The sequence below is a fragment of the Paenibacillus pabuli NBRC 13638 genome, assembly GCF_001514495.1.
Taxonomy (GTDB): Bacteria; Bacillota; Bacilli; order Paenibacillales; family Paenibacillaceae; genus Paenibacillus; species Paenibacillus pabuli.
Genome location: NZ_BCNM01000014.1, coordinates 159,888 through 186,218 on the forward strand (window position 1 = coordinate 159,888; position 26,331 = coordinate 186,218).

Below are 26,331 nucleotides of genomic sequence, written 5' to 3' on the forward strand. Positions count from 1 at the left end.
CTTACACCTCCATAACAAGCAGCTCAGGGTTAGCGAGCAGCTGTTTAATGTAGTTCATAAAGTTTTGTGCTGTTGCGCCATCGATAATACGGTGGTCGAAGCTCAGGGAAAGAGCCATTACAGGTGCTGCAACAACTTCGCCATTTTTGATAACGGCTTTTTCGCTGATGCGTCCAGTTCCGAGAATTGCAACTTCAGGGAAGTTGATGATCGGAGTGAAGAACATACCGCCAGCAGAACCGATGTTACTGATGGAGATCGTGCTTCCTCTCATTTCATTGGCACTCAATTTGCCGTCGCGGCCGCGAGCTGCCAGATCACGAATGGAATCAGCAATCATCCAGATGGATTTACGATCAGCATCTTTGATAACAGGAACGATCAAGCCGTTGTCTGTATCTGTGGCGATACCGATGTTGTAGTATTTTTTGTAAACAATTTCGTTAGCTTCTTCATCGATCATTGCGTTCAGAGCAGGGAATTGGCGGGAAGCCGCAACCAATGCTTTAACGATGAATGGCAGGTAAGTAACTTTTGTTCCTTTTTTCTCAGCGATAGGTTTCATGCGAGTACGGAAAGCAACCAGTTCAGTTACGTCCACTTCGTCCATGATGGTAACGTGAGGTGCTGTGTAAGCAGATTTAACCATTGCATTGGAGATTGCTTTACGGATACCTTTGAATGGTACGCGCTCTTCTTCAAGGCGTTGATCAGCTGCTACAGCTGCTGGTGCTGCGGATTTTTTCTCTTCTTGAGCCGGAGCTTCGGAAGATGCCGCTGCGGAAGAACCGCCACCATTTTTGAAAGATTCAACATCTTCTTTGGTTACTTTACCGTTGTTGCCAGTACCATTAACCTGAGCGATGTCTACACCTTGTTCGCGAGCAAATTTACGCACGCTTGGCGTTGCCAGAACGTCTTTGGCAGGTACTGCCGGAACGCTGTTGTTACCGCCTTCTTTAGCTGCATCCGAGCTGGATGCTGCTGCGGAAGAACCGCTTGTGTCAGCTCCGCCTTGAGCTGCATCTTTTTCTTGCTCCCCTTGATCGCCAGCTGGAGCGTCGTCTTGCTCAGGAAGCTCACCTTCAGCATCGATAACAGCGACAACTTCGCCTACGTGGCAAACTTGACCGTCTTTAGCAAACACTTCTGTTACTGTTCCGTTAACCGGACAAGGTACTTCAACGACTGCTTTGTCGTTCTGTACTTCCATGATGATATCGTCGTCAGTTACTTTGTCACCGACTTTGATGTGCATCTTGATGATTTCGCCTTCGTGAAGGCCTTCGCCCAGTTCAGGGAATTTGTATTCAAATTTAGCCAACTGAAAAACCTCCTTGATTATGTCTCAATCCTGAAAACAACCCTTAACTCCAAGAAACAACCGTTACTGCTAGTGCAATAAACTGTTACTCAAGGGGCTAATGGCTGTTTACAGTGCAGCTTGCGCTGCGGTGTGGATCACCATACTGCGCCTTGCGGCATGTCAGATGATTAAATTAGAAATTTACGACTTTATTAACCGCAGCAACGATACGCGCTGGGTTAGGAAGCCATGTATCTTCGATTTGTGCAAATGGATATACAGTATCCGGACCAGCTACACGCAGAACCGGTGCTTCCAGGTGCAGGATTGCTTTTTCATTGATTTGGGCAATGACTTCAGCTGCAACACCTGCGCTCTTTTGAGCTTCCTGTACAACAATTGCACGGTTTGTTTTCTTAATGGAAGCAACGATGGTATCGATATCGATCGGGCTAACTGTACGAAGGTCGATAACTTCAACTTTGATTCCTTGTTTTTCTAGCTCTTCTGCTGCTTTCACAGAAGTGTGAACCATCATACCGTAAGTAATGATCGTTACATCAGAACCTTCACGAACAACGTTCGCTTTGCCCAGCTCAACGGTGTAATCTTCTTCAGGCACTTCTGCACGGAATGCATGGTACAAGTTCAAGTGCTCCATGAAGAATACAGGGTCGTTGTCGCGAATAGATGCAATCATCAGACCTTTTGCATCGTAAGGGTTAGAAGGTACTACCACTTTAATACCCGGAGTTTGCGTAAGCAAACCTTCGAGGGAATCTGTATGCAATTCTGCCGCTTTTACACCGCCACCGAATGGTGTACGGAAAACGATTGGAGAATTGTATTTGCCACCGGAGCGGAAACGCATACGAGCTGCTTGAACTACCATTTGGTCAAGTGCTTCGAAGATAAAACCAACGAATTGGATCTCGGCAACCGGACGGAAGCCTTGAACACCCAGACCTACAGCCAGACCGCCAATAGCGGACTCAGCGAGTGGAGTATCAAATACACGCTCTTCGCCAAACTCTTTTTGCAGACCTTCCGTTACACGGAAAACGCCGCCTACATTACCTACGTCTTCACCGAAAAGCAGAACGTTAGGATCACGTTTCAACTCCACGCGAAGCGCATCACGGATTGCTTCTTTCATGTTCATTTGTGCCATTTGCTTCATTTCCTCCTTAAACATTGACAGTTCACATTTGAATTCATACATGTATACCGGGACACCGGAATCCGTCCCGGATGTTTATGCTTTATCGGAAAAAACTTATTGGAAATCAGCTTTTTGCTCTTCCAAGTGCTTAGGCGTTTGTTCGAACATGCTGTCGATCAAGCCTGAAATCGTCATTTTCTCGGTTTTTTCCGCTTTTTTGATTTCTTCATTTACTTTAGCTTTTGCTTCTTCTTTCACGCGTGCTGTATCTTCTTCAGTCCAAAGACCTTTTTTCTCCAGATATTTAGCAAAACGTGCGATTGGATCTTTAGCATTCCATTCTGCCTCTTCTTCTTTTGTACGATACTTGGAAGCATCGTCCGAAAGGGAGTGAGGACGGAAACGGTAAGTTACTGCTTCGATCAGAGTTGCGCCTTCGCCGTTGCGACCACGTTCAGCAGCTTCCTGAACTGCTTTGATAACTGCGAAGATGTCCATACCGTCAACTTTAACACCTTTGATCCCTGCTGCTACCGCTTTGTGAGCGATGGACAGAGCTGCCGTTTGTTTGGCAAAAGGAGTTGTGATGGCATAACCATTGTTTTGTACGAAGAAAATAACAGGCAGTTTATACACACCAGCATAGTTCAGACCTTCATAGAAGTCGCCTTCGGAAGAACCACCATCACCTGTGTACGTAATAACAACTTGTTTTTGTTTCTTCAATTTGTAACCCATAGCAATACCCATTGCGTGCAGGATTTGTGCACCAATGATGATCTGTGGCATCAATACATTAACGCCATCTGGAATTTGTCCACCATGTTGGTGTCCACGGGAGTACAAGAATGCTTGATAAAGAGGAAGTCCATGCCATACGAGTTGCGGAATGTCGCGATAGCCAGGACATACAAAGTCTTCTTTTTCAATTGCAAATTCACTACCAACCATTGTAGCTTCTTGACCAGATACTGGAGCATAGAAACCAAGACGACCTTGACGGCCCAGGTTTACTGCACGGTCATCCCAAGTACGGGTAAATACCATGCGGTACATAATTTCTTTTAATTGATCGTCGGAAAGTTTAGGCATCATGTCTTTGTTAACAATTTCGCCGTCAGGAGACAGCACGGACAGAGCTTCTACATCCTCCGTATACACTTCATAAGGAACCTTGCTCATTTTTTTCTTCACCTCAACAAAAAATTTGAATATCAAGTTCCGCTGTTATAATATTATTATACACCTGTTTCACTGCATACGTCAAAGATATCCGTAATTTTTTTGTGTTTCCTTCCGGATTGTATGTATAACAGGGGCTTAATATTAGTATAACAGCATAATACATGTTTGCGTATTTGACCTATCCCCGCACAACGTTAATCTTACCGTATTGCGAGGTCGAATGCAAAAATTAACCGAGAAAGGTGACGTTTTATGACGGATTCCCGCTATTTGAAACGTACGATTGTGAAAGAAGAGATTGAGAGTCGCTTTCTTGGAGAGAAGCGTACACTGCGAATTTATCTTCCCCCAGGCTATAACGAATTGCTAAGCTATCCTGTTGTTTACTGTCAGGACGGTGAAGAATTTTTCAACTTTGGTCGTATTGCCACCACTGCTAACCGCATTATCCTTGACGAGGGAGCCGAACCTTTCATTATAGTAGGGGTTCAGGTTGACGTTTCCGTGCGAACTCAAGAATATGCCCCCTTCGGCGATCGGTTCAAGGCATATACCGCATGTTTCGCTGAAGAGATTATTCCCTATGTAGAAGAGAAATATCCTGTTCGCCGCTCTCCACAAGAGCGTGTCCTTGCGGGAGACTCACTCGGTGGCAGTGTTTCACTTCATCTTGCCCTGCTCTACCCTGATCTGTTTACTCGTGTCATCAGCCTGTCCGGCGCCTTCTACTCAGCTTCTCAGGAAATCTATGCTGCAGAGCAGGACTTGTCCTGGCTCTCGATCTGGATGATTGTTGGATTACAGGAAACTGCTTTTGAAGCGGACACAGGAACCTATAATTTTGTACAATTGAATCAGGATACTCGCGATTTGCTTGAAAAACGTGGTGCACTCGTCTCCTATCGGGAGAAAGACGGTCATCATCAATGGGGATTCTGGCAGAAGGAACTGCCCGAAGCTTTGCTTTATTTTCTACAAGAACATTAATCCAACAACTTCAACGGCGGCTGAAATGCCGCTATTGTTTTACCTTTGAATGATACCGCTTACATATGTATTCAAAAAAGAAGCAGACTCTCCTGCTTTCTCGGTCCATCTTCTTCTCTTCTATCAACCTTGTAGTTATACATCAAATCTTCTGTAGCATAGTTAAACTAATGAATGATCCTTCTCAATCCGTTCCAGCAACACGTCGCAACCCGCATCAACAAGCCTGTACACTTCTTCAAAATTCCCTGTATAGTATGGATCAGGCACTTCGCGAAGTGTTTCATCAGGAAGCAAATCCATCAATTGGATCAGTTCAGCTTCTTCTCCACCTGGAACGTTCCGTACGTTCGCTGCGTTGGAATCATCCATACATATAATGTAGTTGAAATGTGAGAAGTCTGCACTCTCGAATTGTCTTGCAGCCATATTGGCATAGGAAATCCGATACGAATCAAGCAAATTACGAGTGCCCTCATGTGGAGGTTTACCCACATGCCAGTCTCCTGTGCCTGCCGAGTCTACCTGAATCAGTTGATCCCAACCTTTTTCCTTCACTTTGTGTCTCAGTACTGCCTCAGCCATCGGAGATCGGCAAATGTTGCCCAAACATACAAACAAAACGTGTATCATGTTATTCCCCCTTACTCAAGGTGTGGTTAAATGCCGGTTGTGCTGCCTGAGGTTTCACATTCTCCTTATGTACAAGAGAACGACGGGGCAGTTTCCATTTATAATGAACCGAACACATCCGAAAGAACACAACAGCACCGAAGCATATTAGCAGCCCAACATTCGTTGTGAACCACCCCATGCCGATCGCAAAACCAGCTGTAATTGCCCAGACGGCATAGATTTCATCACGCAGCACCAGTGGTTTCCGGCCAGCCAGCAAATCACGAATGATCCCTCCGCCTATTCCGGTCATTACTGCGGCTACGATAACTGCACTAATGGGATGCCCCATATTCACCGCATATAATGCCCCCTGAATCGCAAAAGCCGCAAGTCCAATCGCATCGAACAGCGCTTCCGTGCGCTTCCAGTGACCAATCCACTTGAGTGGTAGTATGAACGCAACGGCTACGGATACAAGGGCTAGCATAATAAGCACTCCCTGGCTCCACAGAGTTGTCACAGGTACCCCAATCAGCACGTTACGAATCACCCCGCCTCCAAATGCGGTGACAAGGCCCAACACCAAAACCCCAAGAATATCATATTCCTCTTCCATTGCTACGAAGGCCCCTGACATTGCAAAGGCAATGGTGCCTATAATGCTGAATACTTCAAAAATGTGCAAGTCCAACCTGTTCAAACCTCACTTTTCAAGTCATCTCCATGTCGCTCTACCCATTGTATCCGCGAGGGCCGAAATTGTGCAACTACATTTTGTGGATTATACTGGTTTTGGGAATGTTCCTTGTACAGATCGACCACATTGTATAAGAAGAGAACCAGTTTCTCATTAATCAGGAAGGATGAAATAGAATGACTAAGAAACGAGTTATTATTTTTACAGGTGGAAGCCTTTCTTCGGAGTTCCTCAAAGAAATCAGTAAAGACGATATTATAATCGCGGCCGACCGCGGCGCCTTATTTCTAATAGAACATGGGATTCAACCTCATATAGCTGTTGGAGATTTTGATTCCATTACCGAAGAGGAACGGGAGAGTGTACGAGATAACAGTGAACGGATCATCACCTGTGATCCGGTGCATAAGGATTTGACGGATACCGAGATGGCATTTGAGACAGCACTGGATCTTGAGCCTACCGATATTCTGATGTTGGGTGCAACAGGTACACGGATGGATCATACGCTTGCCAACGTACATATTATGGTTCGCGCTATGCAGCATCATATTTCCTGTACACTTCAGGATGAACACAATTATATGATGCTAACGACCTCCGATGCTTTTGTGGAGGACCGTGGTTATGAATATATCTCCCTGCTGCCACTAACCAATGAAGTGACCGGTATTACATTGGAAGGATTCATGTACCCCTTAGATCATGCGACCATACGTATGGGGCAGTCTTTAGGAATTAGTAACAAACTGCTCGGAAAGTCGGGGAACGTCTCTATCGAAAGCGGGTTATTGCTTATTATTCAGAGCAAAGATTAACTTTTTTTGAATATACTTATTACGATTTTGTAATCTATGATTATAGTTAAATATAATCAAAAAAAACGTCAAAGACCCTTGATATCAAGGGTCTTTTCTGTATTTATAACTCATGCTGACTCGTCAATGATTAATTTTTTGACATTTTTAATGGTATTTTAATAAACAAACCCAAACCGTTGCGGCCCTAAGCTTTGGCGTGGCTCATCCAATTTTTAGGCTGTTACAAAGCTGTTATACTCGCTCTAGCAACTAAACGAAAACGAATTTTGGAGGTACTCACATGAAAACAAACATCTTTGTCCAAAAGGCCGTAACCGTCGGGTTGTGCGCTACACTAGGTTTTGGAGCTGTATTAATGACTAATGCACCTGTTGCACAGGCCGCAAGCGCATCTGTATCCACAGGACAACAAATTGTAAACTATGGTAAAAAATTCACCGGAACTCCATATAAATTTGGTGCGTCAACTTCTACAACAAAGAATTTTGACTGCTCTTCTTTTATGAAATACATCTTCAAAAAGTATGGTGTAAACTTGCCGCGTACATCCGTTAAGCAATCCAAAGAAGGCGTAGCAGTTTCCAAAGCAAATCTGCGTGTAGGAGATCTGGTATTCTTCTCCAGCGGTAGTCGTTCCACTGGCTCCAATATTACTCATGTTGGAGTATACGCAGGAAACGGAAAAGTTCTGCACACGTACGGTTCTCCTGGTGTAACGCTTTCCGATTTGAACTCGGGACACTGGAAAAAAACGTATATCAAAGCTCGCCGCGTATTGTAGTTCATATTTCAATTACACCAAAGCGAGTAGGGCCGGATCTAATGATCCGGTCCTTTTATATTTACCCGATAAGTGGACTTTCCCAAACTGGTGGTATGTGGAAACATGATCCGGTTTTTGGTTAAACGTATTCTTTTATTGGGTATGCAGCATATAGCCGACTCCACGAACCGTATGAATTAATTTCATGTCCCTCCCCTTATCCACCTTTACCCTCAAATGTTTGATATATACGTCTACCACGTTGGTATCCATTGCAAAATCATATCCCCATACTTCCCTCAGAATGACGTTCCGCGCACATGCCTCGTTGACATGTCGGGCAAGAAACTCCAGCAATTCGTATTCCTTCGGAGTAAGCATTAGATATTCACCCGCTCGACTCACTCGACGTGAACGCAGATTCACTTTTAGATCATGCACTACAATGACTTCCTCATCTTCCTGTGTGACATGTGCAAATACACGTAACAGATTTCGCACTCTGGCCATCAGCACATTACGATGTATTGGCTCTTCCATCACATCATTAGCACCATAGTCCAGCCATTCCACAATTCGTTCTGGAGAAATCTTTGGGGTTATAACAAGCAGTGGGGAAATGACACCCTTTTGTACCAACAACTCCAGTCCCGTTTTCACATACTCTTCCTCTTCCTTACTCGTTTCATTCACTAATATAAACATGCTTAGTTCCGCCAAAGGTAATTTGGAACCATGCTTCAATTCGGCCCATTCCAATCGTTCAACGCAATACCCTTCTGCACATAATACATCTTGGATAAAAGTAACCTGCTCTCCGCTGCCAACCAGTAACATGGATGTTGTCATTTTTTCACCCGGCCTGTCTCTATGCGCTGCTGCATCTTTTCACTGGCATCGCACAACGTTGTTTGTTTATCATGCCGTAAAATGAAAAAGTCCATTCCTCAAAGGAACGGACTCGGAGTATTATGATTTAACCAAAATATCTGTGAACCAGTGTACGTGCTTGAGCCGTGTCTTTTGTTCCATGAACAAGGACCCGTCCATCCTGAAAAATGACCATTCGGTACGGACCCGTGGTAAAAGAGACAAGAAACGGATTGGCTTCCACTTTGCCTTCATCCAGTTTGCCCAGACGAACAGCCGTTTGCTGCAAATCCAGTTTCATATGGCGAGAAGGACGGATCTGGACTGTATCCCTACCGCATAATACGTCGGTTTTTTCCAAATTAGAGGCCGACAGGTACGGATATGCAGCCTTTTCACCGCATGAAGGGCAATCTGCTTTTTTGGCACCATCAACGTTAATGGATATGTACTCATTCCTCCATACGTCAAATGACAGTAATTTGCGTCTCAATGCATCTGTATTGCCGCTAAGTATCTTCATCGCTTCTGCTGTCTGATTCGCCGTAACCATCTGCACCGCTTGAGGGATAATACCTGACGTATCACAGGTGTCTCCCCCTAACGGAACCTCACCTAACAGACAGTTTAGGCAAGGGGTTTCTCCAGGCAGAAACGTATAGGTAATTCCATAACTGCCCACACATCCGCCATAAATCCAGGGAATACGATATTTTTGAGACATGTCATTGATTAATAACCGTGTATCAAAATTATCCGTCGCATCCATAATCAAGTCTGCGCTTTGAACCAATTCTTCCAGTTCATCCACCCTGACGTCCATCACTTTGCCTATCACTTCCACGGTAGAATTAATGTCAGATAGGCGCTTCTGGGCTGCCATTGCTTTTGGCATTCGCTGAATGGCATCTTGTTCCACATATAGCTGTTGTCGCTGCAGGTTGCTCCACTCCACATAATCACGATCTGCAATGGTAATATGCCCAATACCTGAACGTACCAGTGTTTCTGCAATGCCGGTGCCAAGCGCACCCGCTCCAACAATTAAAACTCTGCTGTTACTCAATCTATTCTGACCTTCCTTACCGATCGGAGCGTACCGTTCCTGTCTGGAGTAACGGTCTCCCTGCTCAGAGGATCGTGTCTGAGTCGTCATGTATGAATCATTCCTTCCGCCGGACTACTTGCTGCCGCATAACGCTTAATGGGAATCATCCCTGCCTTATAAGCCAATCTGCCTGCTTCAACCCCCATTCGCATTGCCTTAGCCATCTTCACAGGGTCTCCAGATCCCGAAACAGCCGTATTCAACAATACACCATCAGCTCCCAATTCCATCGCATGAGCAGCATCTTTGGGTGCACGAAGTCCAGCATCTACAATGACAGGAACGACAGCCTGCTCAATAATAATCTCCAGATTATATGGATTAATGATTCCTCTCCCTGCCCCTATGGGTGAAGCACCAGGCATGACAGCATGTACGCCGAGTAGTTGCAATCGTTTGGCCAGAATAACATCGTCCGAGATATAAGGCAATACTGTAAAACCCTTTTCAAGCAAGATCTCGCAAGCTTTATAGGTTTCAATCGGGTCTGGAAGCAGCGTGATTCCATCACCAATGACTTCCACCTTTATCATATCACACAGTCCTGAAGCCCGAGCAAGTTCCGCGATTCGTACTGCCTCCTCTGCCGTTGAAGCGCCTGCTGTATTGGGAAGCAGGGTATATCTTTTCAAATCCAGTGTGTCCAGGAAATGTTGTTTGTTACGGTCCTCCAGATTCAAACGCCGAACAGCGAATGTTAACACTTCCGTACCTGAAGCTTCTACCGCTTGGCTTTGTACTTCCAAATCCGAGAATTTTCCTGTACCCAGCAGCAGTCTGGATCCGAACGTATATTTTCCAATCTTCAACATGTGTTAACCGCCTCCCACAAAATGTACAATTTCAATCCGATCTCCGTCTCTTAAAGCCGTCGTTTCATGATATTCCTGCGTTAAAATTTGCCGATTCAATTCAACCACTACGGTTTTCACTTGCAGATTGAATGACTGAAGCAATTTATCCACACGATTCAAGCTATCTTCAATTTGCATGGATTGCCCGTTGACCACGATGTTCAATGCAATATCTCCTTTCTGTTCAAGCGTTCTGGATAAAGATCCTGAATCCCCAGCTCCTCCGAAGTTTTGCCACAAATCAAGTCAGCCATGAGTTTTGCCGTAATTGCACTGAGCAGGATTCCATTACGATAATGTCCAAAAGCAGCGAATAAACCCGGGATACTTTCACAAGCCCCTATATAGGGCAATCCGTCCGGCGTCGAAGGTCTAACCCCCGCCCAGGCCCGGAGAAAATGGGCTTCCTTCATGCCAGGCACCCAACTTGTTGCAGCTGTAATCAGCTTCTGAATTCCCTGAACCGAGACTTTCGTGTCCGTTCTTCCGGGGAGGCTCGTTGCACCGAGCCATACTTCTCCGTTGGCTTTGGGTACAATATATATATCCTCCGCATACACCGTTTTGTCAGGTCTGTAACTGACGTGTTGAGATGAGAAATGCACCGCTGCAATCTCTCCTTTCACAGGCAAAACAGGCAAACTCAGCCCTACATCCCTCATTAATTCTTCTCCATGTAAACCTGCGGCAACAATGACGTTCTTTGAGGTCATCGTTCCAATGGAAGATCGAATTCCCTGAATTCCGTTTAGATTTGCATGCAAATGGACATCCTGTACTCCTTCCAGCACCCTTGCGCCCATGGTTTGAGCCGCTCTGGCAAAAGCCTGCGTGAGATTAACAGGAAGAACCTCGCTCTCGGAAGGTCTGTAATATGCACCATACGTATCCCTGTTTAACCATGATGCTTCCTGCTGGACAGCGACACGATCCCACCACATATGCTCTGTAGATAAGGTGGACGATCGTTTATTCTTGAAACTGCTGACCTCACTGTATGAACGAAAAGGAGTAATAAATCCATGCTGCTGCAACCCCATTTCCACTCCGCTAAGCAAACTGATCCGTTCCCTCTGTTCATGTAGTAATGCTCTGCTCTCCCTGGCAAGCCTCGCCATCACGCTATGAGTGAATTCCTCACTGTCAGCAGCAAGCATCCCGGCGGCTGCACAGGAAGTTCCTCCAGCGATCCGCGCACGCTCAACCAGAAGAACATCATGACCTCGGGTAGCGAGTTCACATGCGATGGCACAACCGATAACTCCACCGCCTACAATAATGGTTTCTGCATGAAGCTTGCCTCGAATTTCCGATCCAACGTTACTCCTCGATACTGCTCCTGGATGAGAAGCTGAACGATTCCCGCTTCGACTTTTTGCTTCATCTCTCATGATCTCATCTCCTTGGTTCGGCGTACTTCTCTGAATCCGTAATCGCCTGCCGCAGTGAAGCTGCAGCCAGCTCCGGGTTATTGCTTGACCAAATCGCAGAGATCACCGCAGCCCCTTTAGCGCCAGCAGTTCGAATGGCAGCAATATTCTCTGTCCCAATCCCACCAATCGCGATCACCGGAATTGAAAGTTTGGAGCATACCTCAGCCAACGAAGCGAGTCCTCTAGGCTCGCAATTTGGCTTACTGGGTGAGGCATATATATGCCCGTAAAAGAGATAATCCGCTCCCCGTTCTTCTGCAACTTTTGCTTCTTCCAGAGAATGAACCGATACCCCTAGACGAAGCCGATCGACTCTCCCCAACTCCTTATCATAACTGCGAATAGCAGCTTGGCCCCAATGCACACCGCCAACCAACCCATGTTGAGCCAACTGACCTGAGCCATTCATAATGATTCGGTTAGACGGAACACCTTGCCTTTTCAATGTTTGTGCCCAAAGCATCCGTTGCTTCAGGCTGAGCTGTTTTTCCCGAATGTGAATATAATCGACGTACCGCCATATGTCCTTAGCGGTGTTCCAAAAAAGGTCCATATCACCTGTACCTGGTGAAACCACATGCAATTCAAAAGATCGTGTGGTTACATGCTGATGGAAGATCGCCGTCCTGTTCACCCTCCTCTTGCCTAATTTACCTTGATATATAAAAAACAAAAAAGCCACTCCCGTAGGGGAGTGGCCACGAATTTAAAATTCATGTATCAGCTGAATGAGCTTCGCACGCGGTTACTCTATGCATGATAATCACAGAACCGATAGTCCTATTGTTATATACACAAGAACTGCATGCTTGGACTTTGTAGACAATGTCACAATAAAATGAACGATTATTGTTTCTTGTCATTAGCTGAAAGACGCCACTTCCCTACGCTGGTATAATCCAGATCAGGTGCAAAGGGTCCGGAATCGAATTCTTCCATCTCAGCCGCATCGTGCGGCCCCCCTAGTGTTCATATGAAGCTGTAGCCTATGTTACCATAGACACCTTTTTTTGTCACCGTACATTTCCATTGATTACGCTGCTCATCTATTGCTTTAAGATCAATGTAGTGATTGAACTAGCTGGTTCAATTCTAGGATAACTTACTATTGTTTCTCGGACCAAGCCTCAACATCCCATGTTTTGGTTACCCATCCTTCATAGAATTCAGGTTCATGGGATACGAGCAATACCGTACCCTTGAATTCTTGCAAGGCACGTTTCAACTCTGCTTTGGCTGTCACATCCAAATGGTTGGTCGGCTCATCAAACAAAATCCAGTTGCTTTCACGCATCAGAAGTTTACACAAACGAACTTTTGCTTGTTCTCCACCACTAAGCGCGTTAAGGGGACGGGTGATATGCTCATTTTTCAGTCCACAACGTGCGAGATGTCCCCGGACTTCATTCTGTGTCAGATGGGAAAATTCATTCCATACATCTTCAATTGGGGTAATATTTCCGGCACGTACTTCCTGTTCGAAATAGGCTGTTTCCAGATAATCACCTAAAAATGTCTTTCCACTAATCGGCGGGACTTTCCCTAGGATGGTCTTCAGCAGTGTTGATTTACCTACACCGTTACATCCGACAATGGCAATTTTCTCGCCACGCTCAATCGTCATCGTCATCTTGGGCAGTAATGGATACGAATATCCAATCTCAAAATCAATACCCTCAAAGACAGTTTTGCTGCTCGCCCGAGCATCCTTGAATTTGAAGGTAGGTTTGGCAGCCTCATCAGGACGGTCAATCCGTTCAATCTTGCCAAGCTGCTTCTCACGGCTCTTGGCACGACCAGAGGTGGAAGCACGCGCCTTGTTCCGCTGAATAAAATCTTCCTGTTTCTTGATAAATTCCTGCTGTTTCTCATAAGCATCAATATGCTGAGCTTTATTCATATCGGCCATTTCAAGAAATTTGTTATAATTGGCTGCATAACGCGTCAATTTGGCAAATTCCAAATGATAAATAACGTTAACGACTTCATTCATAAAATCCGTATCATGCGAAATCAGAATAAATGCATACGGGTAATCCTTCAGGTAACGCGTCAACCATTCAATGTGTTCCACATCGAGATAGTTCGTGGGCTCATCCAGCAGAAGTGCAGTCGGCTTCTCCAGCAAAAGCTTGGCCAGCAATACCTTCGTACGTTGACCACCACTAAGCGCGGCCACGTCACGATCCAGACCGATCGCCGACAATCCGAGTCCATTAGCCATCTCTTCCACTTTCACATCAATCAGATAAAAGTCACCTTGCTCCAACTGTTCCTGAATATCACCCATTTCTTCCAGCAACGATTCGAGCTTGTCCGGGTCGGCGTCTGCCATCTGATCTGTAATGGACATCATTTCTTTTTCCAACTCAAGCAAAGGCAGGAACGCGTCTTTCAACACGTCACGAATCGTTTTTCCAGGCGTGAGCTTGGTATGCTGATCCAGATATCCATATCGAACTTTGGGGGTCCATTCAACCTTCCCTTCGTCCTTCAGCAATTTTCCGGTAAGGATGTTCATCAGTGTGGACTTGCCCACACCATTTGCACCAACAAGGCCTACACGCTCTCCGGCGAGTAAACGAAAAGATACATTTTTAAATAATGTGCGATCTCCAAAATTGTGACTCACATTCTCTACTGACAATAAACTCATAAGATGAGGTTGCTCCTATCTATTGGACATTACTATCGTTCCGAAACCCTATTTTAGCACAGGTGTCGCCTTTTCTGAAAGTAATGTAAACATCTCATGCAACCTCGCTTTCATATTACAAACAACCTGCCCTAATTTATGGAACAGTTATACTCAAAATAACCTTGCCTCGCCGCTTGTTTCGCATCTGTAAACACTTCTTCGGCCCTGTAACTATTGTCACATGTGGAGGGATAATAATATTTGATTCCACTTACCGGATCAACTCCGCCAATGATCGCTGTTTTCTTGACCAGTCTACCACCTCCAATGGCATAATTATTAATCTTTTCGTTCCCTACAGGTATCCCCTGAATAAAGGCCATAAGCCCCGTATCATCAATTGAATTGTACCAATCTTCTTGAGAAATCAAAGGCATGGTAAAGGTGTAGGACACGCCGTTTCGTCTTGCAAACTCATTATGCCTGTTGATAACCTCTGCCAAATCTTCCTGTACACTTGTTACGATCCGGGTTCGTCTGACCTGTTCAAAGAGCTCGGCATTCTGAAGCAGAGGGATTTGCGTGCTGGAGGCCAATTCTTTCTGGAAGCCTTCCACCCATTTGCCCAAGCCTGCATCATAGGCATACACATACCCATCGAGCGTGAAGTTCATACTGCTGCCATTTGAATCAGAATATGTATAAGGTTTCTTGGGGCTCCAAACGTGCCGGAATGACTCTTCAAGCTTTCCCGTCAATTCTGTTTCGTTTGCCAAAATATAATAACCGTCATAATCCAGTACAACTATCGCAGGTATGTAATTAAACATGGCCTTTGTCGCGGCAGGATCATCCTGAATCCCCATATTTAGCGCCATTGTTTGGGTAAACGTAAGTAATGCAAGCTCTTTGTCCGCTTTTACAAATTTGGTTGAATCATACCCCGCTTCATCGTTTTGTTTCTCATTTTGATGCATCACCGCTCCTGCATCCATGACTGCCGTCTGAAGTGCCGCCCTGTATCGATCGCTTAAATATTGAGCCTCTCGGGCACTATCGGTATGGTGAGATATAACCCAGAAAATAGGTAAAAAGATAAGCACAAACACAATGGAAAGTTCAGTAATCTTCATTGAGAACCATACCTCCATATGTGGTAAAGACGGCTGCTGCCTGGGCAGACCCATTCAACCACTCACGAATCAGCATGGCAGGTGTACGATTTGTATTTTTAACGGTCACCGTGAAGAAATCCCCCATCACAAGTGTATATCTGCGCCCGGGATCATCAGAAGCCAGCACACCTGACGATGGAAATAGCTTTGCTTTAATCTGAGCTGAATAATAGCCATCCTGTACGATCTCATAAGTTCCAGAAAATGTACTGTGATCCAGCGGATCAGAATAATGAGGTACATACTTTTTATGTAAATGTTCCATGGAAACTTCATATGAATTACCAGTCCTAGCCATCTGTTCTTCGAACTCTGCATACATGCCAGGGGAAATGTATCCCTTTGTTCTGACTGCATCAACAAAACGTGTAACATTCTGTACAACGGTCATTCGAGCCATGTCATCCTGCCGATCAGCTGTCTCTGCTGCGGGATATACATACAGCAATACGACTGCCAGAAGAACGGCAAGCAGCTTGGATGCGGCATTAATCAAGGTATACTGGCCTCCTTCCAAAACGCAATCTTCAGCACTTCGCCAGTCTCATTTCTAATGAACTCAGGTCTGTACGATGCAGCAAGTTGGACAGGGATAGTCACTGTTCTATTTAAAAGGGGATCAATGATATAGGCTTTCCCATCTACCTCCACGCTGATCGTTGTCCCTGTCATCTGTCTTACCGTATGTATTACTTCAGCGCCACTGTAACGTTCAGGCTGGCTTATGTGCAAAGTTGTATTTAGTCGTCCTTCCATGTTTGCAGTGGTCTGCATCATGTGGTTCAATGCCTCTGATAAAACCTTGACATTTTGCTGCCCGTACAGGCAGGCTGTCACAAACAGGACAACCGCCGTACAGAACAACATGAACTGCTGCGTATTCTGGGACATCATTAACCAACTCCTATCAGGATTGCTGGAAAATAAGCCCTCTTACCACATTGGATCTGTCTTTTACGATAACCGCTTTGAATTTACCACTTGGATTGACATATTGGTTGTCTTTTTCACTCATGGTTTGATTAATAACACCCACTTTATCATCTGGAGAAATGACAGAACCATAATCTGCATTATTGAGATCCTGGGAGATATTCAACTGATTACCATACCATTGACCTCCCTTATTTTTACCTGTAATAACCTGAATTCCAAACTGATCCTTGTCCGCATATTTACGCAATGCGTTGGTTACCTGTGATCCACTAATGGTTGTTCCGTCATACACCGTAAAAGCAGCCTGGGACAACTCGGTTTGGATATCAGCAAAATTGTTTTGCGCCGTTTTGGTTGCCTCCTGAGCCGAAATAAATAACAGGACCACAATCGTAATAAGGGCGATGGTCAGAAAAATTCCTGCTGCCACCTTTAGAGCGCTTGATGCATTGTTCATGATAAATCCTCCTAAAATGATTAGTTTTTAATATGTTTCAGACTATTACACAAGTGGAAATTACAGTTTCTGAATCTGTTCATAATAGATGTTCATTTGCAAGAAACTCATGCCAACCAGCGGAATGACCAGGTAGAGAAAGATCAGGGCATACATCGGTGTAAATCCGATCATCCTTCCCCATGAAGCTTTCACATCAATCATCTTTGTATATTCCTGCTTCCGTTGTTCGAAGTAAAAGGCCATCATGCTGTCTAAATCATCAAAAGCTTCCCGAATTGAAATTTTCCCAAGGGCGAGTTGCAGTTTATCAACCAGTCGCTGAAATTCAGGCAGACCTGCATCTTCTTTTAGTTGCTCGAGGGCATGCTCCGGCCCATGCTCAAAGTGCAGCAGGCATTTCTGCAGGGGTCTTTTGAATATAACTGCAAATCGATTTAGCCATTCCAAGATCTCCTCGACAGACATACGGTCCATTTCCCGCAAGATCGATATAACGGTCTGAAACTGATAGATTTCATGCCTAATGTCCATACTGCGCATTTTGCGCTGGAACATCATGAGCCAGATCGGCATGTGATAACCTGCTAAACCTGTCATGACTGCTATCATCAGCTCCCACCAGTGGAGATATTGTTTGTTGTACACCTCCAGCTTCTGCATAATGCGTGCGATGGTCTCAGTCTGTGAATCATGATCCATCTGTATGGGATTCAGGGCTTGCAAAGCATTGGATATTTCATCATAAGTTGCTCCCCGCTTCATTTTGATGCTCTCCAGTACGGCTTGATCAAGACTTGTCTTTTCCGTAGCCTGCTTCAATTCCGAATCTCCCATTGCGCCAAACATTCGGTCGTCTCTCACAGGATCATGTAATATGTGATTTCGTTCTACCTGATGCAGCAGCAAGATACAGCCGATAGTCAGGACAAAACAACTTGCAAATAACATCAACCTTCGTAAAGCCAGACATTCGTATTTTAGCTCCGAGCTACTTTCACGCATCAGTCTTATCGTTTGACTGTAGTTGGTGCTGCCAGGTTTGGCCGCGAACATCATCGCAACTTTCCGAAGGAATGTCTGCCTGTACAGAAACTGATCGAGCCTGGAGTGTCTGCGCCCTGTTCGATACCGCGTTTCATCATATTGCTGAAGTCTTTGCAGGAGCATGTAAGCAAGGATAATAATGACGTAGATCGATATTTTGGTTACAAACCCGATCTTACTTCGGTAGAATTCATCCATTGTGGGAAAACTTCCTCTGGCCCAACGTTCAATAGGTGCTGTGAAGAGAACAGGGGCTAGGGCAATAATGTTCAATCCTTTTAAAAGATAATCCAGTTTGTCCCGCCGTAAAATTTCCAGGTGAATTTCCTGTGTCAGATTCCCGAGACCTTTCAAGTAGATTGAACCCTGTGCTCTGTCTTTGTCCCCAAACTCCATCACCATATATGAAATCCCTGCGAAACCTTTAAGAAAACGATTAGGAGCAATTTCATAGTATCTTTCTAAAGCTTCGTTAGGATCTGGTGAAGTCAATGCCTCATAAATCAGTAGTACTTGCTCTGAAGCTTCTCCTTTGCCCGCTTCAGCTGCTTCATACAACGCTTCCTCAACCATCCCATGCTGATGATACCGATGTCTCACGTCGGCAAACAGATCCAGCATCTGCATCAACAATCGCTTTTCCATACGATTCAGACACATATCGAGTACAAGACTGTTCAGAACTACAGCACAGAGTACAGACAGTATGACAAAGGCGATACCCGGCTGCATAAGGAAAAGGATCACACTGATGCTTCCGTATCCTCCGAGGATAATCACAACCACATTCATGGTCATTCGCCTTAAAGCTGGTTCGTCGCCAACATGCCGGAATGAGACTCGCTTCTGCACTTGTAAAATATAAGCAGAAAGCAGCGGCACTTTCGCACCCCATCGATAGCACTGTAACAGGAACGTTCCCCATCGCAGCGTCCGATTTCTGTTCAGCGTATCCATCTCTATGGATCTATTTGCAGTGTCACCTCCTCTATGACGTAACAGATTCAGCACAAGCAGCGTAATCATCAGACCACCTGCGCATATCCCTAACATCAAAAGAAGAATCAGCTTAACGGTCATAGGTATCACCCCAATGTTGCTTGATGAACTGTTCGAACAGCGCTGCGTCCTGCAGTGTCATCTGATCCCGCATATCCGAGATACTCCCGGTGGAGATCGGAGCGATGGCGACGTAATCACCATCCCTGTACTCGATCACGTTACGAAACGTAAAACCCGCCCGCTCTTCAACGCTGTCCCCTTTATTTGCTCGCGGCAGACATTCCGTGATCCGTTCAATATACCTTCGTCCTTCCGCATCCTTCTTCATATGTACATCGAAATTAATGACACTAACTACCTGCTCCTCAGCAATATGTTCATGTTGGAACATGCCTGTTTTGAGCAATGAGTTGCGGAGAGAGAAGACCAGATCGCGAAACGTTTTGGCATGATGAGTGAACAGAGTGAACAGACTGGCAACCTGGGACATCTGAATCATCCAAGCTGCTACTTCGTCACTTGCGACCTCACCGAGAATATTCACAGTACCATCCGTCTTTTTCTGTAGGTCCAGCCCCTGCTGACCTGAAATGTGCTCGGTCTCCCGGAAGCTTAGAATATTACGCCGACTGTATATACGCCGCAGCTGTAATTCGAAAGCCATCTCCTGTACCCGCAGGGTATACGAGGCATAAATATGCTTCACCATCGCCATAAGCAGCGTCGTTTTACCAGACCCTTGTGCTCCTGTTACAGCTGTTATCCGACTACCTTTCATCAGATATCGCAGCAAAGTGATTGGCAGATCTGCATTATTTCCGGTAATCAGCTGTTCCAATGAAGCATTAGGAATATCAAATTTCCGGACAAAGAAAGCCCATGATTCAGCAAAGGGAGGACGCACAACAACGACACGTGAGCCGTCCTTCATCTCATTCACCTTGTACCCATTCGCCTCCGAAAGCTGCCCTGGATAGTTGTATTTATAAATATTTTGACATACTCTTTTCAGTTCACGGATACTCCCAAAAGACAGGAAAGACAGATGAATAGATTTTCCCTTATAGAAAATCCAGACACTTTCCATCCCACTAAGCCGTTCTTCAAGGGGAGCATCTTCGAGTCCGTCCGCTAGCAGATCGTTCCACGAAGCCGGCTGTCGCAGCCCCATATCCTGAACAGCATCCAGCATGCCGCTAACACCACCGCTAACACCATCAATACGTTGGTCCCTTATTTCATCAACTACTGAAAAGCCTTTATAATGCTGGTAGATACGTTGAACGATAATATCCGTTTTTTCTCTGAATCCCAGTTGTCTATATTCACACTCAAACACATACCGGATGTCCTCTTCCGAGATATAGTAACTCCCTCCGTCATCAGCACGTTCATCCAGCCTCAATCTGCCAAGGTCATACGTGTCAATCATGCGCGACAAAGCATCGACACCGAATTGCTGGCGGTATAGATAAAATACAATCTCAAACTGATCCTGAATCGTCAGCAACTCGGTTTCTTCAAAATAAATGACTTCATCTATATTGGACTTGTTCAAGCCTATACTGCGAGTCAGCAGATCTCCTATCAGATTTTTGACATATGTTTTGTCACTGATGCTGCCGGATACACAGCCTTTAAGAGCCTTCCGCATTTCCGCGCGCTGATTGATTCTCCGTCGATATTCTTCCTCATGCAGTCCAGCATCAGCAAGTTGGCTGTGACTGAGCTCATGGAGTGAATGTTTCACTTTCTCTGTCAATACTTCAATCGTGAAAGAGTCTCGTTCAGGGGAACGGTTAATCTTTTGACGATTAGAAGCTCTATATTTGAACCAGACATAAGCAAGACATAACAGCAAAATTAACATTAACCACAGGGTATTCCAAAGCATGAGAGGTTCAGGCGCCCCTTTCCAGCCTCTTCAGAACGGTACGCATACCAGCACCGTCCATAATGAAGCGAGCGAGTTCAGCCATACTTGCAGCAAAGCTCCCTTTACGAATGTCCTTATGGTCACTCAAGCCTTCCAATTGCAAGTACGCCGCCGCATCTCGACGATTGAACGCATCCAGGAATCCGGTTGTATATGGCAATACCGATATCGATCCCTTATATCGAAAGCGCCGCCGAATGTTGGTAATGCTTGCGCGAGAATGGGGGTCATACTTGTTCAATACGACATGCATGTTCCGATTATTCATGCTCTCGGGTCGGATTTCTTCAAAAAATCTCTCCAAATCCCTCATATTTTGATTCAGGTTTACAACGACATAATCAGCCTGATCCAACAGCATTTGAGCACTCGCGCCTGCCCGGTCTGCGTCCAGAAGAACCAGATCATAATATTCATTCGCTACGTCCAACAGTCTTTTTAAAGTCTCTACATGCTCCTGTGGGGAACGCTCCATCCTGTTAATTCTGCCGGTCAACAAGTCTAGACGATCTTTGAGAAGCGGCTTCGTATAATCCCTCAAATTATGCTTATTCAGACTCCCACTGATATGGAGTCGTTCAATTGCATCCCAGCCTCCCTCTTCAAAAGTAAAATCTGACCCTGTTACTCCTATTTCACGGAGTGGCAGGGCAGCCTCTGTACTACTCCCAACCGGACCTGTATTTACAAGCAGAACTCTCGTTCTATAGTGAAGTGCCATCGCATACGCGGCGATTAATACGCTTGACGTGCTGCCCGTCCCTGCGAAAGGGCTCCAAAACGAAATGGTGCTCATGCCTTCATCCTTTCTGCTTCTTTAATGGCCCGACGACTCTGGACATTTTCCCAGCCCGTCAACTGTTCCACCAATCTGCACAGCGATTTTTTATAGTTTCTTGATAATGGCGCCAGATGAATTCGACGGTGATGCTCGTTTTCCAGCTTGACTGCTGCAGTCAACTCATCCCATGGAAGCATCAACGATTCCCCCGTCCATACAAATGGACTGCCTTCCAGATACGCCCAGAGATATCGCGCCTCCAATTTGCAATCAACGGCATTAATCAAAATCCGTTGAAAGGGTAGTTCTGCTGGCAGAGATTGTTCTTCAAGCAATCGCCTTAGCCAGCCTTGGCCCCGTTCCAGGTTGTAACGTTCATAGTCACTGACCCAGACACGGATATCTGCCGTGAGCCACAGGTCACGTGATGCAAAGTGTGATGTTTCCATGTCGTAAAGAACGTAATCATATGCTTCCAATTGCTCACCACTCGCTTCAAGGTGACTTTCAACAGCAGTTGAGGTTACAAACTGACAGGCTATATCAAAGCCTTCAAACTCAGTAATCCGCAAAGATTGTTGACTTTCTCCGACGCCATATCCGTATTTCTGTTGTAATGTTCCATCAACCAGCATTACACGTTTACCGGAGGTGGCTAGTATTTTGCAAAGATACAGCATCAGGTCATTCTTCTCGCATAACCCGGCAAAAATCCATGTTTGCATAGTCATCAAAGCTCCTTTCGATTTTTTTTTTGCGTTGTTACACGAATAATAGATTGATTTTTTTACATTTTACTCTCCGCCTGTCAGCAAGCCTCTCTGCTCATCCGTACTTGAAGCTGACACTGAAGAATCATCGCTCCCCGTCCCTGTTGTTCCCCCCGTACCTGACCCGTCATTCCAGATGACTCCATCGGTAGATGAAGAGTTATTCGCTCCGGGACGATTATTGTATGAAACGGAGGACTGCGCAACATCCTGCTCCACACCTTGGGACGGTGCTGACAAAGAGGCAGCAAGTGAGCTTTCCAGTGAACTTCGCACCTGTCGTGCTAACTCCACTTCAGCCCGTCGCACAAGATTCGGATCACTCTCCAGCAATTTTAGAACTTCATTATTGGCAGGATACGTCGGAATCGCTGGGGTCTGGAACTGTGGTTCTACATAGGTCAAGGCATAGATTGAAGCTTTATGTAAATAAGCATCTACAATTGCACTTGAAAGAGAAAGAATCTCCTCCTCCGTCATCGTAATCCATAGTGTAGCTGCATTTAATCTTTCGACTTTCTTTTTGGACAGGAGAATATAGTCTTGCCCCGTTGGAAACTGAATGCGAATATCAATGATATCACCCTTCACGAGTGAAGATGGTAGCAAAACAACCTGTAGTTCACGGTTTCTTAAATCCGGCGGCGCCGGAGTATCCTCATACACCATTTCTGTTGTGATCGCTGTTCCTTTTTTTAATTCTATTTTCGCCACCTGACCATCCATCTGTTTGGAGCTGGACCACAGATTCCTTGGCGCCTGTGCATCCGGAACCGCAATGAGTTTGATGTCCTCTGGCAATATAGGCTCCCCCGCTTCAACATCCCGTATAGTCACCCATCCCTGTGCTCCCGAATTCCATTGTTGCATCAATTCAGCCTCTTTTTGTTCATAGGCTGATGAATAACGAGCCTCCACTTCAGACCTCGTATCACTCATGGTTTTGACATTATAAATGACATATGCCCCGAACAGCAGGCCAATCGCTCCTGCTCCCGTCAGCCCGGCATAAATCAGTTGACGGCTTTGTTTTCTTAATTTAGACAAAAGAGGCTCTCCTTTCGCAAACTCTTCTAATCATGCACTCTTTTTCTTGCAAAAAATGAACGCTTCTTGGGAAGCTGCCCAATCATATGAGTCAAAATATGAGCAAAAACCTTATCCATCTGTGGTTCCCGATCAAAGGGATCGATATGTAATGGCAGACCATATACATTGGAAGAGTCCAACGTCTTGCGCATGCGCTGAACCGCGTCAGCAGCTGCAAGCGGCAGGCAGTAGATCCATTTTTCTCGCGGATACCGGTTGTGTGAACGAACAAAAGCCCCGATCTCGGCCTGTCTCCATTCCGCACCTGAACCTATCACAATGGGGAGGTCTGCTCTGAGAAACTCTTCAAGCCGGCTCTGGTCCTGACCACTGCCAAGATCCATTACAATGAACTGATAGCTGCCTCCAAGTAAGGACAGAATGTCTGCTCGCCCTGATTGTTTCCAATAATGCACGCCATCCACAGCAAACTGTCTGCCAGCTGGCACAGGTTTACCCATATAAGCCACTTGTTGAATACGAGCAAACGATTGAGACCGGGGAGACATCTCGATTACGGCCACTTTGAAGTTTTGCCGTTCTAGGTAGTGACTAATGGCTATAGCCGTATGCGTAACTCCCACACCTGATGAGGCGCCCGTCAGAGCGATCACTCTGGTTCCTCCGCTTAGGGTCAACGTGGTTTCTGAACCCTCAGGTGCTATACCCGGTCTGCGCAGCAGTTCCTTGCGCACTTCATCTGCAGATTGAAAACGCTCATTCGGATTCACGCGCAGCAACCTTCGCACAACTGGGACATAGGTACGTGGGACATCACTGCGAATGGAGCTCTCCACACCTTGAATCCATTCCGTATAAGCTCCACAAGTCATAAGATAGAGCAGCAATGCCCCGAGCCCGTAAAGGTCTGAACGAGCATCCGTCTGTCCTGAGCCATATTGTTCAGGTGCAGCGAAACCAGCCGTTCCCAATTTAACCGTATCATCGACTTTTTGTGCTTTGTAGCTCCTCGCTATTCCAAAATCAATCAGTCTCACTTCATGTTCTGGTGTAATCATAATGTTAGATGGTTTCAAATCCCGATAGATGACAGGTGGGTCCTGACTATGCAAATAACTCAATACATCCAGCAGCTGAAGTACAAACTCTATCATATGTTCAAGCGGGATCTTTCCACGACATTGCTTGAAATAATCACTTAGCGTTAATCCCTCAATGTATTCCATGACAAGATAGGTATACCCGTGCTCATCCGGAACAAAAAAATCTACAATTTGCGGCAATCTGGGATGTCGCAGAGATGTCAGGAGAGCAGCTTCTGACTCCATACTGCCTTCATATGGCATAGCCGTCACACTTTCTTTGATCGCCCAGGTTTTGCCTGGCAGCTTCAAATCCTCTGCTTCATATACATGACTCATTCCACCCGAACCCAGAATGGACACGATACGATATCTTCCTCCCAGCAGGCTTCCGTGCTCGAGCCTAGCCGGATGTCTCATATGGACTCCTCCTTGGTTACATAACAAAAAAGGGAAAGCTCCACCGAAGCGGAACAGACCGGATAACCGGACGTGTTCACCTTCGGGATGCTTTCCCTCAACTTGTTATGGTTAATATTGGTATCATTATAGTATAAGCAATAAGGTGTTGTAAAGCATAAAGTTTAATGCCTTTAATAACTTAATACTTAATCATATACAGCGTGATCTCTTCCCTGTTGTGGAACAACTGCTTGGAGCGTTGAATTTGCATTCTTGAGCGCTCAAATGTATCGATGACTTCCTTAATCAACGCGAGCGGCTTCTTATGCAGCAACTTCACCGTAACAACTGCTGTTCCTCCCGATTGAAGGCTGTATAACAGGTCTGACACAAGGCGGCTCATCAGCTTCGGACTCCAACTCATATCACATACGAGCAGATCGAATTCACCTTCGCGAAAGCGTACATCGCCTGCGTTTTTTTTCAAAAAGGTTAATTTGGGCGATTGCAGCAGGGACGCATCCATCTTCGCCGGATCAACCGCTGTAACCTCAAGCCCGCGCTCAAGCAGAAAAGAAGTCCATCCGCCCGGTGCAGCACCAATATCCAATGCTTTGTGGAAAGAAGTAAAGTCGATGCCAAATGTTTGCTCCGCCTCAAGCAATTTGAATTTGGCTCGGGAGATCTGTCCCTCCTCCTTCTGGAAACGAACAGCTCCGCCGCTCCAGTCAGACAAATTTTGTTCAGGCCGGGATACTCCCGCGTATAACATATCATTCGCAACAAAGACAGATATCACATATTCCGCATCACGAACAACCCACTCACAGCCAAGATCATTCAGCTTCTCGGTCAACAGTTGTTTTAAAGAAGCAGCATTTTCCTGCCAGAAGGCCCCTTCAGTTTTACGAACTTGTAATGTAACATTTGTTCCTGTTAACTCGGTATGGTTTAGGACAAATGAAATTAACTTTTCCATCGCTTGTGCTGAATCTTCGGTGTTTTCCTGAAATTGAACAGGCTGAATATGCCGTAAAAACGTAGGATTAACCTCTAAAAGCTTAATCGATACCTCTTCTTTGGCAATCGGAAGACCGGCAAGCAGTATTTCACCAGGTACGAGTACCGTGCTCTTGACTGCACCAAACGTACGGCGCAATTCCTCCTGAGCGTAGGGTGCAAAACCATGATTGGCCGTGCAAATAAAACGGGAGAAGTCTCCTTCTCCCCAAGATGACTGTGTACTCAAAT

Annotated in this window: 26 protein-coding genes and 1 riboswitch; of the genes, 3 read left to right on the forward strand and 23 right to left on the reverse strand. The window is 45.5% G+C overall.

Annotation, left to right across the window (positions count from 1 at the left end):
* Position 1 precedes the first annotated feature (1 nt).
* The 3 genes from PPA03S_RS19570 to pdhA all read right to left on the reverse strand — a co-directional run bounded on the left by PPA03S_RS19570 (position 2) and on the right by pdhA (position 3,650).
* Complete coding sequence (locus tag PPA03S_RS19570; protein ID WP_062325379.1) at positions 2-1,324, reverse strand: dihydrolipoamide acetyltransferase family protein; 1,323 nt, start codon at positions 1,322-1,324, stop codon at positions 2-4.
* Between the two features lie 175 nt (positions 1,325-1,499).
* Positions 1,500-2,477, reverse strand: coding sequence for an alpha-ketoacid dehydrogenase subunit beta (locus tag PPA03S_RS19575; RefSeq protein WP_062325380.1), 978 nt, complete (start codon positions 2,475-2,477; stop codon positions 1,500-1,502).
* A gap of 105 nt (positions 2,478-2,582) precedes the next feature.
* Entirely contained in the window at positions 2,583-3,650 is a 1,068-nt protein-coding gene (gene pdhA, locus PPA03S_RS19580; protein WP_062325382.1) for a pyruvate dehydrogenase (acetyl-transferring) E1 component subunit alpha, read from the reverse strand.
* A 255-nt stretch (positions 3,651-3,905) separates the two neighbouring features.
* Between pdhA and PPA03S_RS19585 the strand changes: the two genes are divergently transcribed.
* A complete protein-coding gene (locus PPA03S_RS19585) occupies positions 3,906-4,640 on the forward strand; it encodes an alpha/beta hydrolase (protein ID WP_062325384.1) in 735 nt (244 codons plus the stop codon).
* A gap of 162 nt (positions 4,641-4,802) precedes the next feature.
* Here the strand turns inward: PPA03S_RS19585 and PPA03S_RS19590 are convergent, their stop codons facing one another.
* Together PPA03S_RS19590 and PPA03S_RS19595 are read right to left on the reverse strand one after the other, a co-directional pair.
* Complete coding sequence (locus PPA03S_RS19590) at positions 4,803-5,273, reverse strand: low molecular weight protein-tyrosine-phosphatase (RefSeq protein ID WP_062325386.1); 471 nt, start codon at positions 5,271-5,273, stop codon at positions 4,803-4,805.
* Position 5,274: 1 nt separating this feature from the next.
* The gene (locus PPA03S_RS19595) at positions 5,275-5,943 is read right to left on the reverse strand and encodes a trimeric intracellular cation channel family protein (RefSeq protein WP_062325499.1); all 669 of its coding nucleotides are present in this window, start codon (positions 5,941-5,943) and stop codon (positions 5,275-5,277) included.
* Positions 5,944-6,131: 188 nt separating this feature from the next.
* Between PPA03S_RS19595 and PPA03S_RS19600 the strand changes: the two genes are divergently transcribed.
* Positions 6,132-6,773 (forward strand): thiamine diphosphokinase, encoded by a 642-nt coding sequence (locus tag PPA03S_RS19600; RefSeq protein ID WP_062325387.1) that lies wholly within the window; start codon positions 6,132-6,134, stop codon positions 6,771-6,773.
* A 283-nt stretch (positions 6,774-7,056) separates the two neighbouring features.
* Positions 7,057-7,557, forward strand: a complete 501-nt coding sequence (locus PPA03S_RS19605) for a C40 family peptidase (protein WP_062325389.1) — start codon at positions 7,057-7,059, stop codon at positions 7,555-7,557.
* 135 nt (positions 7,558-7,692) lie between these two features.
* Here the strand turns inward: PPA03S_RS19605 and PPA03S_RS19610 are convergent, their stop codons facing one another.
* The 18 genes from PPA03S_RS19610 to PPA03S_RS19695 all read right to left on the reverse strand — a co-directional run bounded on the left by PPA03S_RS19610 (position 7,693) and on the right by PPA03S_RS19695 (position 26,329).
* Positions 7,693-8,388: a winged helix-turn-helix domain-containing protein gene (locus PPA03S_RS19610; protein ID WP_062325391.1), complete on the reverse strand. Its 696-nt coding sequence runs from the start codon at positions 8,386-8,388 to the stop codon at positions 7,693-7,695.
* A 127-nt stretch (positions 8,389-8,515) separates the two neighbouring features.
* On the reverse strand, positions 8,516-9,565 hold the full coding sequence (locus PPA03S_RS19615; protein WP_062325393.1) for a MoeB/ThiF family adenylyltransferase: 1,050 nt from the start codon (positions 9,563-9,565) through the stop codon (positions 8,516-8,518).
* Positions 9,562-10,329 carry a thiazole synthase gene (locus PPA03S_RS19620; RefSeq protein ID WP_062325395.1) on the reverse strand — a complete coding sequence of 256 codons (768 nt, stop codon included), beginning with the start codon at positions 10,327-10,329 and terminating at the stop codon, positions 9,562-9,564. The genes PPA03S_RS19615 and PPA03S_RS19620 overlap by 4 nt, the downstream gene beginning before the upstream one ends.
* A 3-nt stretch (positions 10,330-10,332) precedes the next feature.
* Complete coding sequence (thiS, locus tag PPA03S_RS19625; RefSeq protein WP_062325397.1) at positions 10,333-10,536, reverse strand: sulfur carrier protein ThiS; 204 nt, start codon at positions 10,534-10,536, stop codon at positions 10,333-10,335.
* A complete protein-coding gene (gene thiO / locus PPA03S_RS19630; RefSeq protein ID WP_062325399.1) occupies positions 10,533-11,762 on the reverse strand; it encodes a glycine oxidase ThiO in 1,230 nt (409 codons plus the stop codon). Before thiO ends, thiS begins: the two co-directional genes overlap by 4 nt.
* Before the next feature lie 4 nt (positions 11,763-11,766).
* Entirely contained in the window at positions 11,767-12,438 is a 672-nt protein-coding gene (locus PPA03S_RS19635; protein ID WP_157284272.1) for a thiamine phosphate synthase, read from the reverse strand.
* A 230-nt stretch (positions 12,439-12,668) separates the two neighbouring features.
* Positions 12,669-12,778: riboswitch (TPP riboswitch) on the reverse strand.
* A 131-nt stretch (positions 12,779-12,909) separates the two neighbouring features.
* Entirely contained in the window at positions 12,910-14,460 is a 1,551-nt protein-coding gene (locus tag PPA03S_RS19640) for an ABC-F family ATP-binding cassette domain-containing protein (RefSeq protein WP_062325403.1), read from the reverse strand.
* 131 nt (positions 14,461-14,591) lie between these two features.
* Positions 14,592-15,575 (reverse strand): hypothetical protein, encoded by a 984-nt coding sequence (locus tag PPA03S_RS19645; protein WP_062325405.1) that lies wholly within the window; start codon positions 15,573-15,575, stop codon positions 14,592-14,594.
* Positions 15,562-16,113 carry a hypothetical protein gene (locus PPA03S_RS19650; RefSeq protein ID WP_062325408.1) on the reverse strand — a complete coding sequence of 184 codons (552 nt, stop codon included), beginning with the start codon at positions 16,111-16,113 and terminating at the stop codon, positions 15,562-15,564. The genes PPA03S_RS19645 and PPA03S_RS19650 overlap by 14 nt, the downstream gene beginning before the upstream one ends.
* Positions 16,110-16,511, reverse strand: a complete 402-nt coding sequence (locus PPA03S_RS19655) for an ammonium transporter (protein ID WP_062325410.1) — start codon at positions 16,509-16,511, stop codon at positions 16,110-16,112. Before PPA03S_RS19655 ends, PPA03S_RS19650 begins: the two co-directional genes overlap by 4 nt.
* A 13-nt stretch (positions 16,512-16,524) precedes the next feature.
* On the reverse strand, positions 16,525-17,010 hold the full coding sequence (locus tag PPA03S_RS19660; protein ID WP_062325412.1) for a hypothetical protein: 486 nt from the start codon (positions 17,008-17,010) through the stop codon (positions 16,525-16,527).
* A gap of 60 nt (positions 17,011-17,070) precedes the next feature.
* Positions 17,071-19,137, reverse strand: coding sequence for a hypothetical protein (locus PPA03S_RS19665; protein ID WP_062325414.1), 2,067 nt, complete (start codon positions 19,135-19,137; stop codon positions 17,071-17,073).
* On the reverse strand, positions 19,127-20,953 hold the full coding sequence (locus PPA03S_RS19670) for an ATPase, T2SS/T4P/T4SS family (protein ID WP_062325416.1): 1,827 nt from the start codon (positions 20,951-20,953) through the stop codon (positions 19,127-19,129). Before PPA03S_RS19670 ends, PPA03S_RS19665 begins: the two co-directional genes overlap by 11 nt.
* A 7-nt stretch (positions 20,954-20,960) precedes the next feature.
* Positions 20,961-21,791 (reverse strand): CpaE/TadZ family protein, encoded by an 831-nt coding sequence (locus tag PPA03S_RS19675; protein ID WP_062325418.1) that lies wholly within the window; start codon positions 21,789-21,791, stop codon positions 20,961-20,963.
* Positions 21,788-22,501 (reverse strand): hypothetical protein, encoded by a 714-nt coding sequence (locus PPA03S_RS19680; RefSeq protein WP_062325420.1) that lies wholly within the window; start codon positions 22,499-22,501, stop codon positions 21,788-21,790. The genes PPA03S_RS19675 and PPA03S_RS19680 overlap by 4 nt, the downstream gene beginning before the upstream one ends.
* Positions 22,502-22,570: 69 nt before the next feature.
* Positions 22,571-23,593: an SAF domain-containing protein gene (locus PPA03S_RS19685; RefSeq protein WP_062325421.1), complete on the reverse strand. Its 1,023-nt coding sequence runs from the start codon at positions 23,591-23,593 to the stop codon at positions 22,571-22,573.
* A 26-nt stretch (positions 23,594-23,619) separates the two neighbouring features.
* A complete protein-coding gene (locus tag PPA03S_RS19690; protein ID WP_062325423.1) occupies positions 23,620-25,098 on the reverse strand; it encodes a serine/threonine protein kinase in 1,479 nt (492 codons plus the stop codon).
* A gap of 181 nt (positions 25,099-25,279) precedes the next feature.
* On the reverse strand, positions 25,280-26,329 hold the full coding sequence (locus PPA03S_RS19695) for an SAM-dependent methyltransferase (RefSeq protein WP_062325426.1): 1,050 nt from the start codon (positions 26,327-26,329) through the stop codon (positions 25,280-25,282).
* Positions 26,330-26,331: the final 2 nt, after the last annotated feature.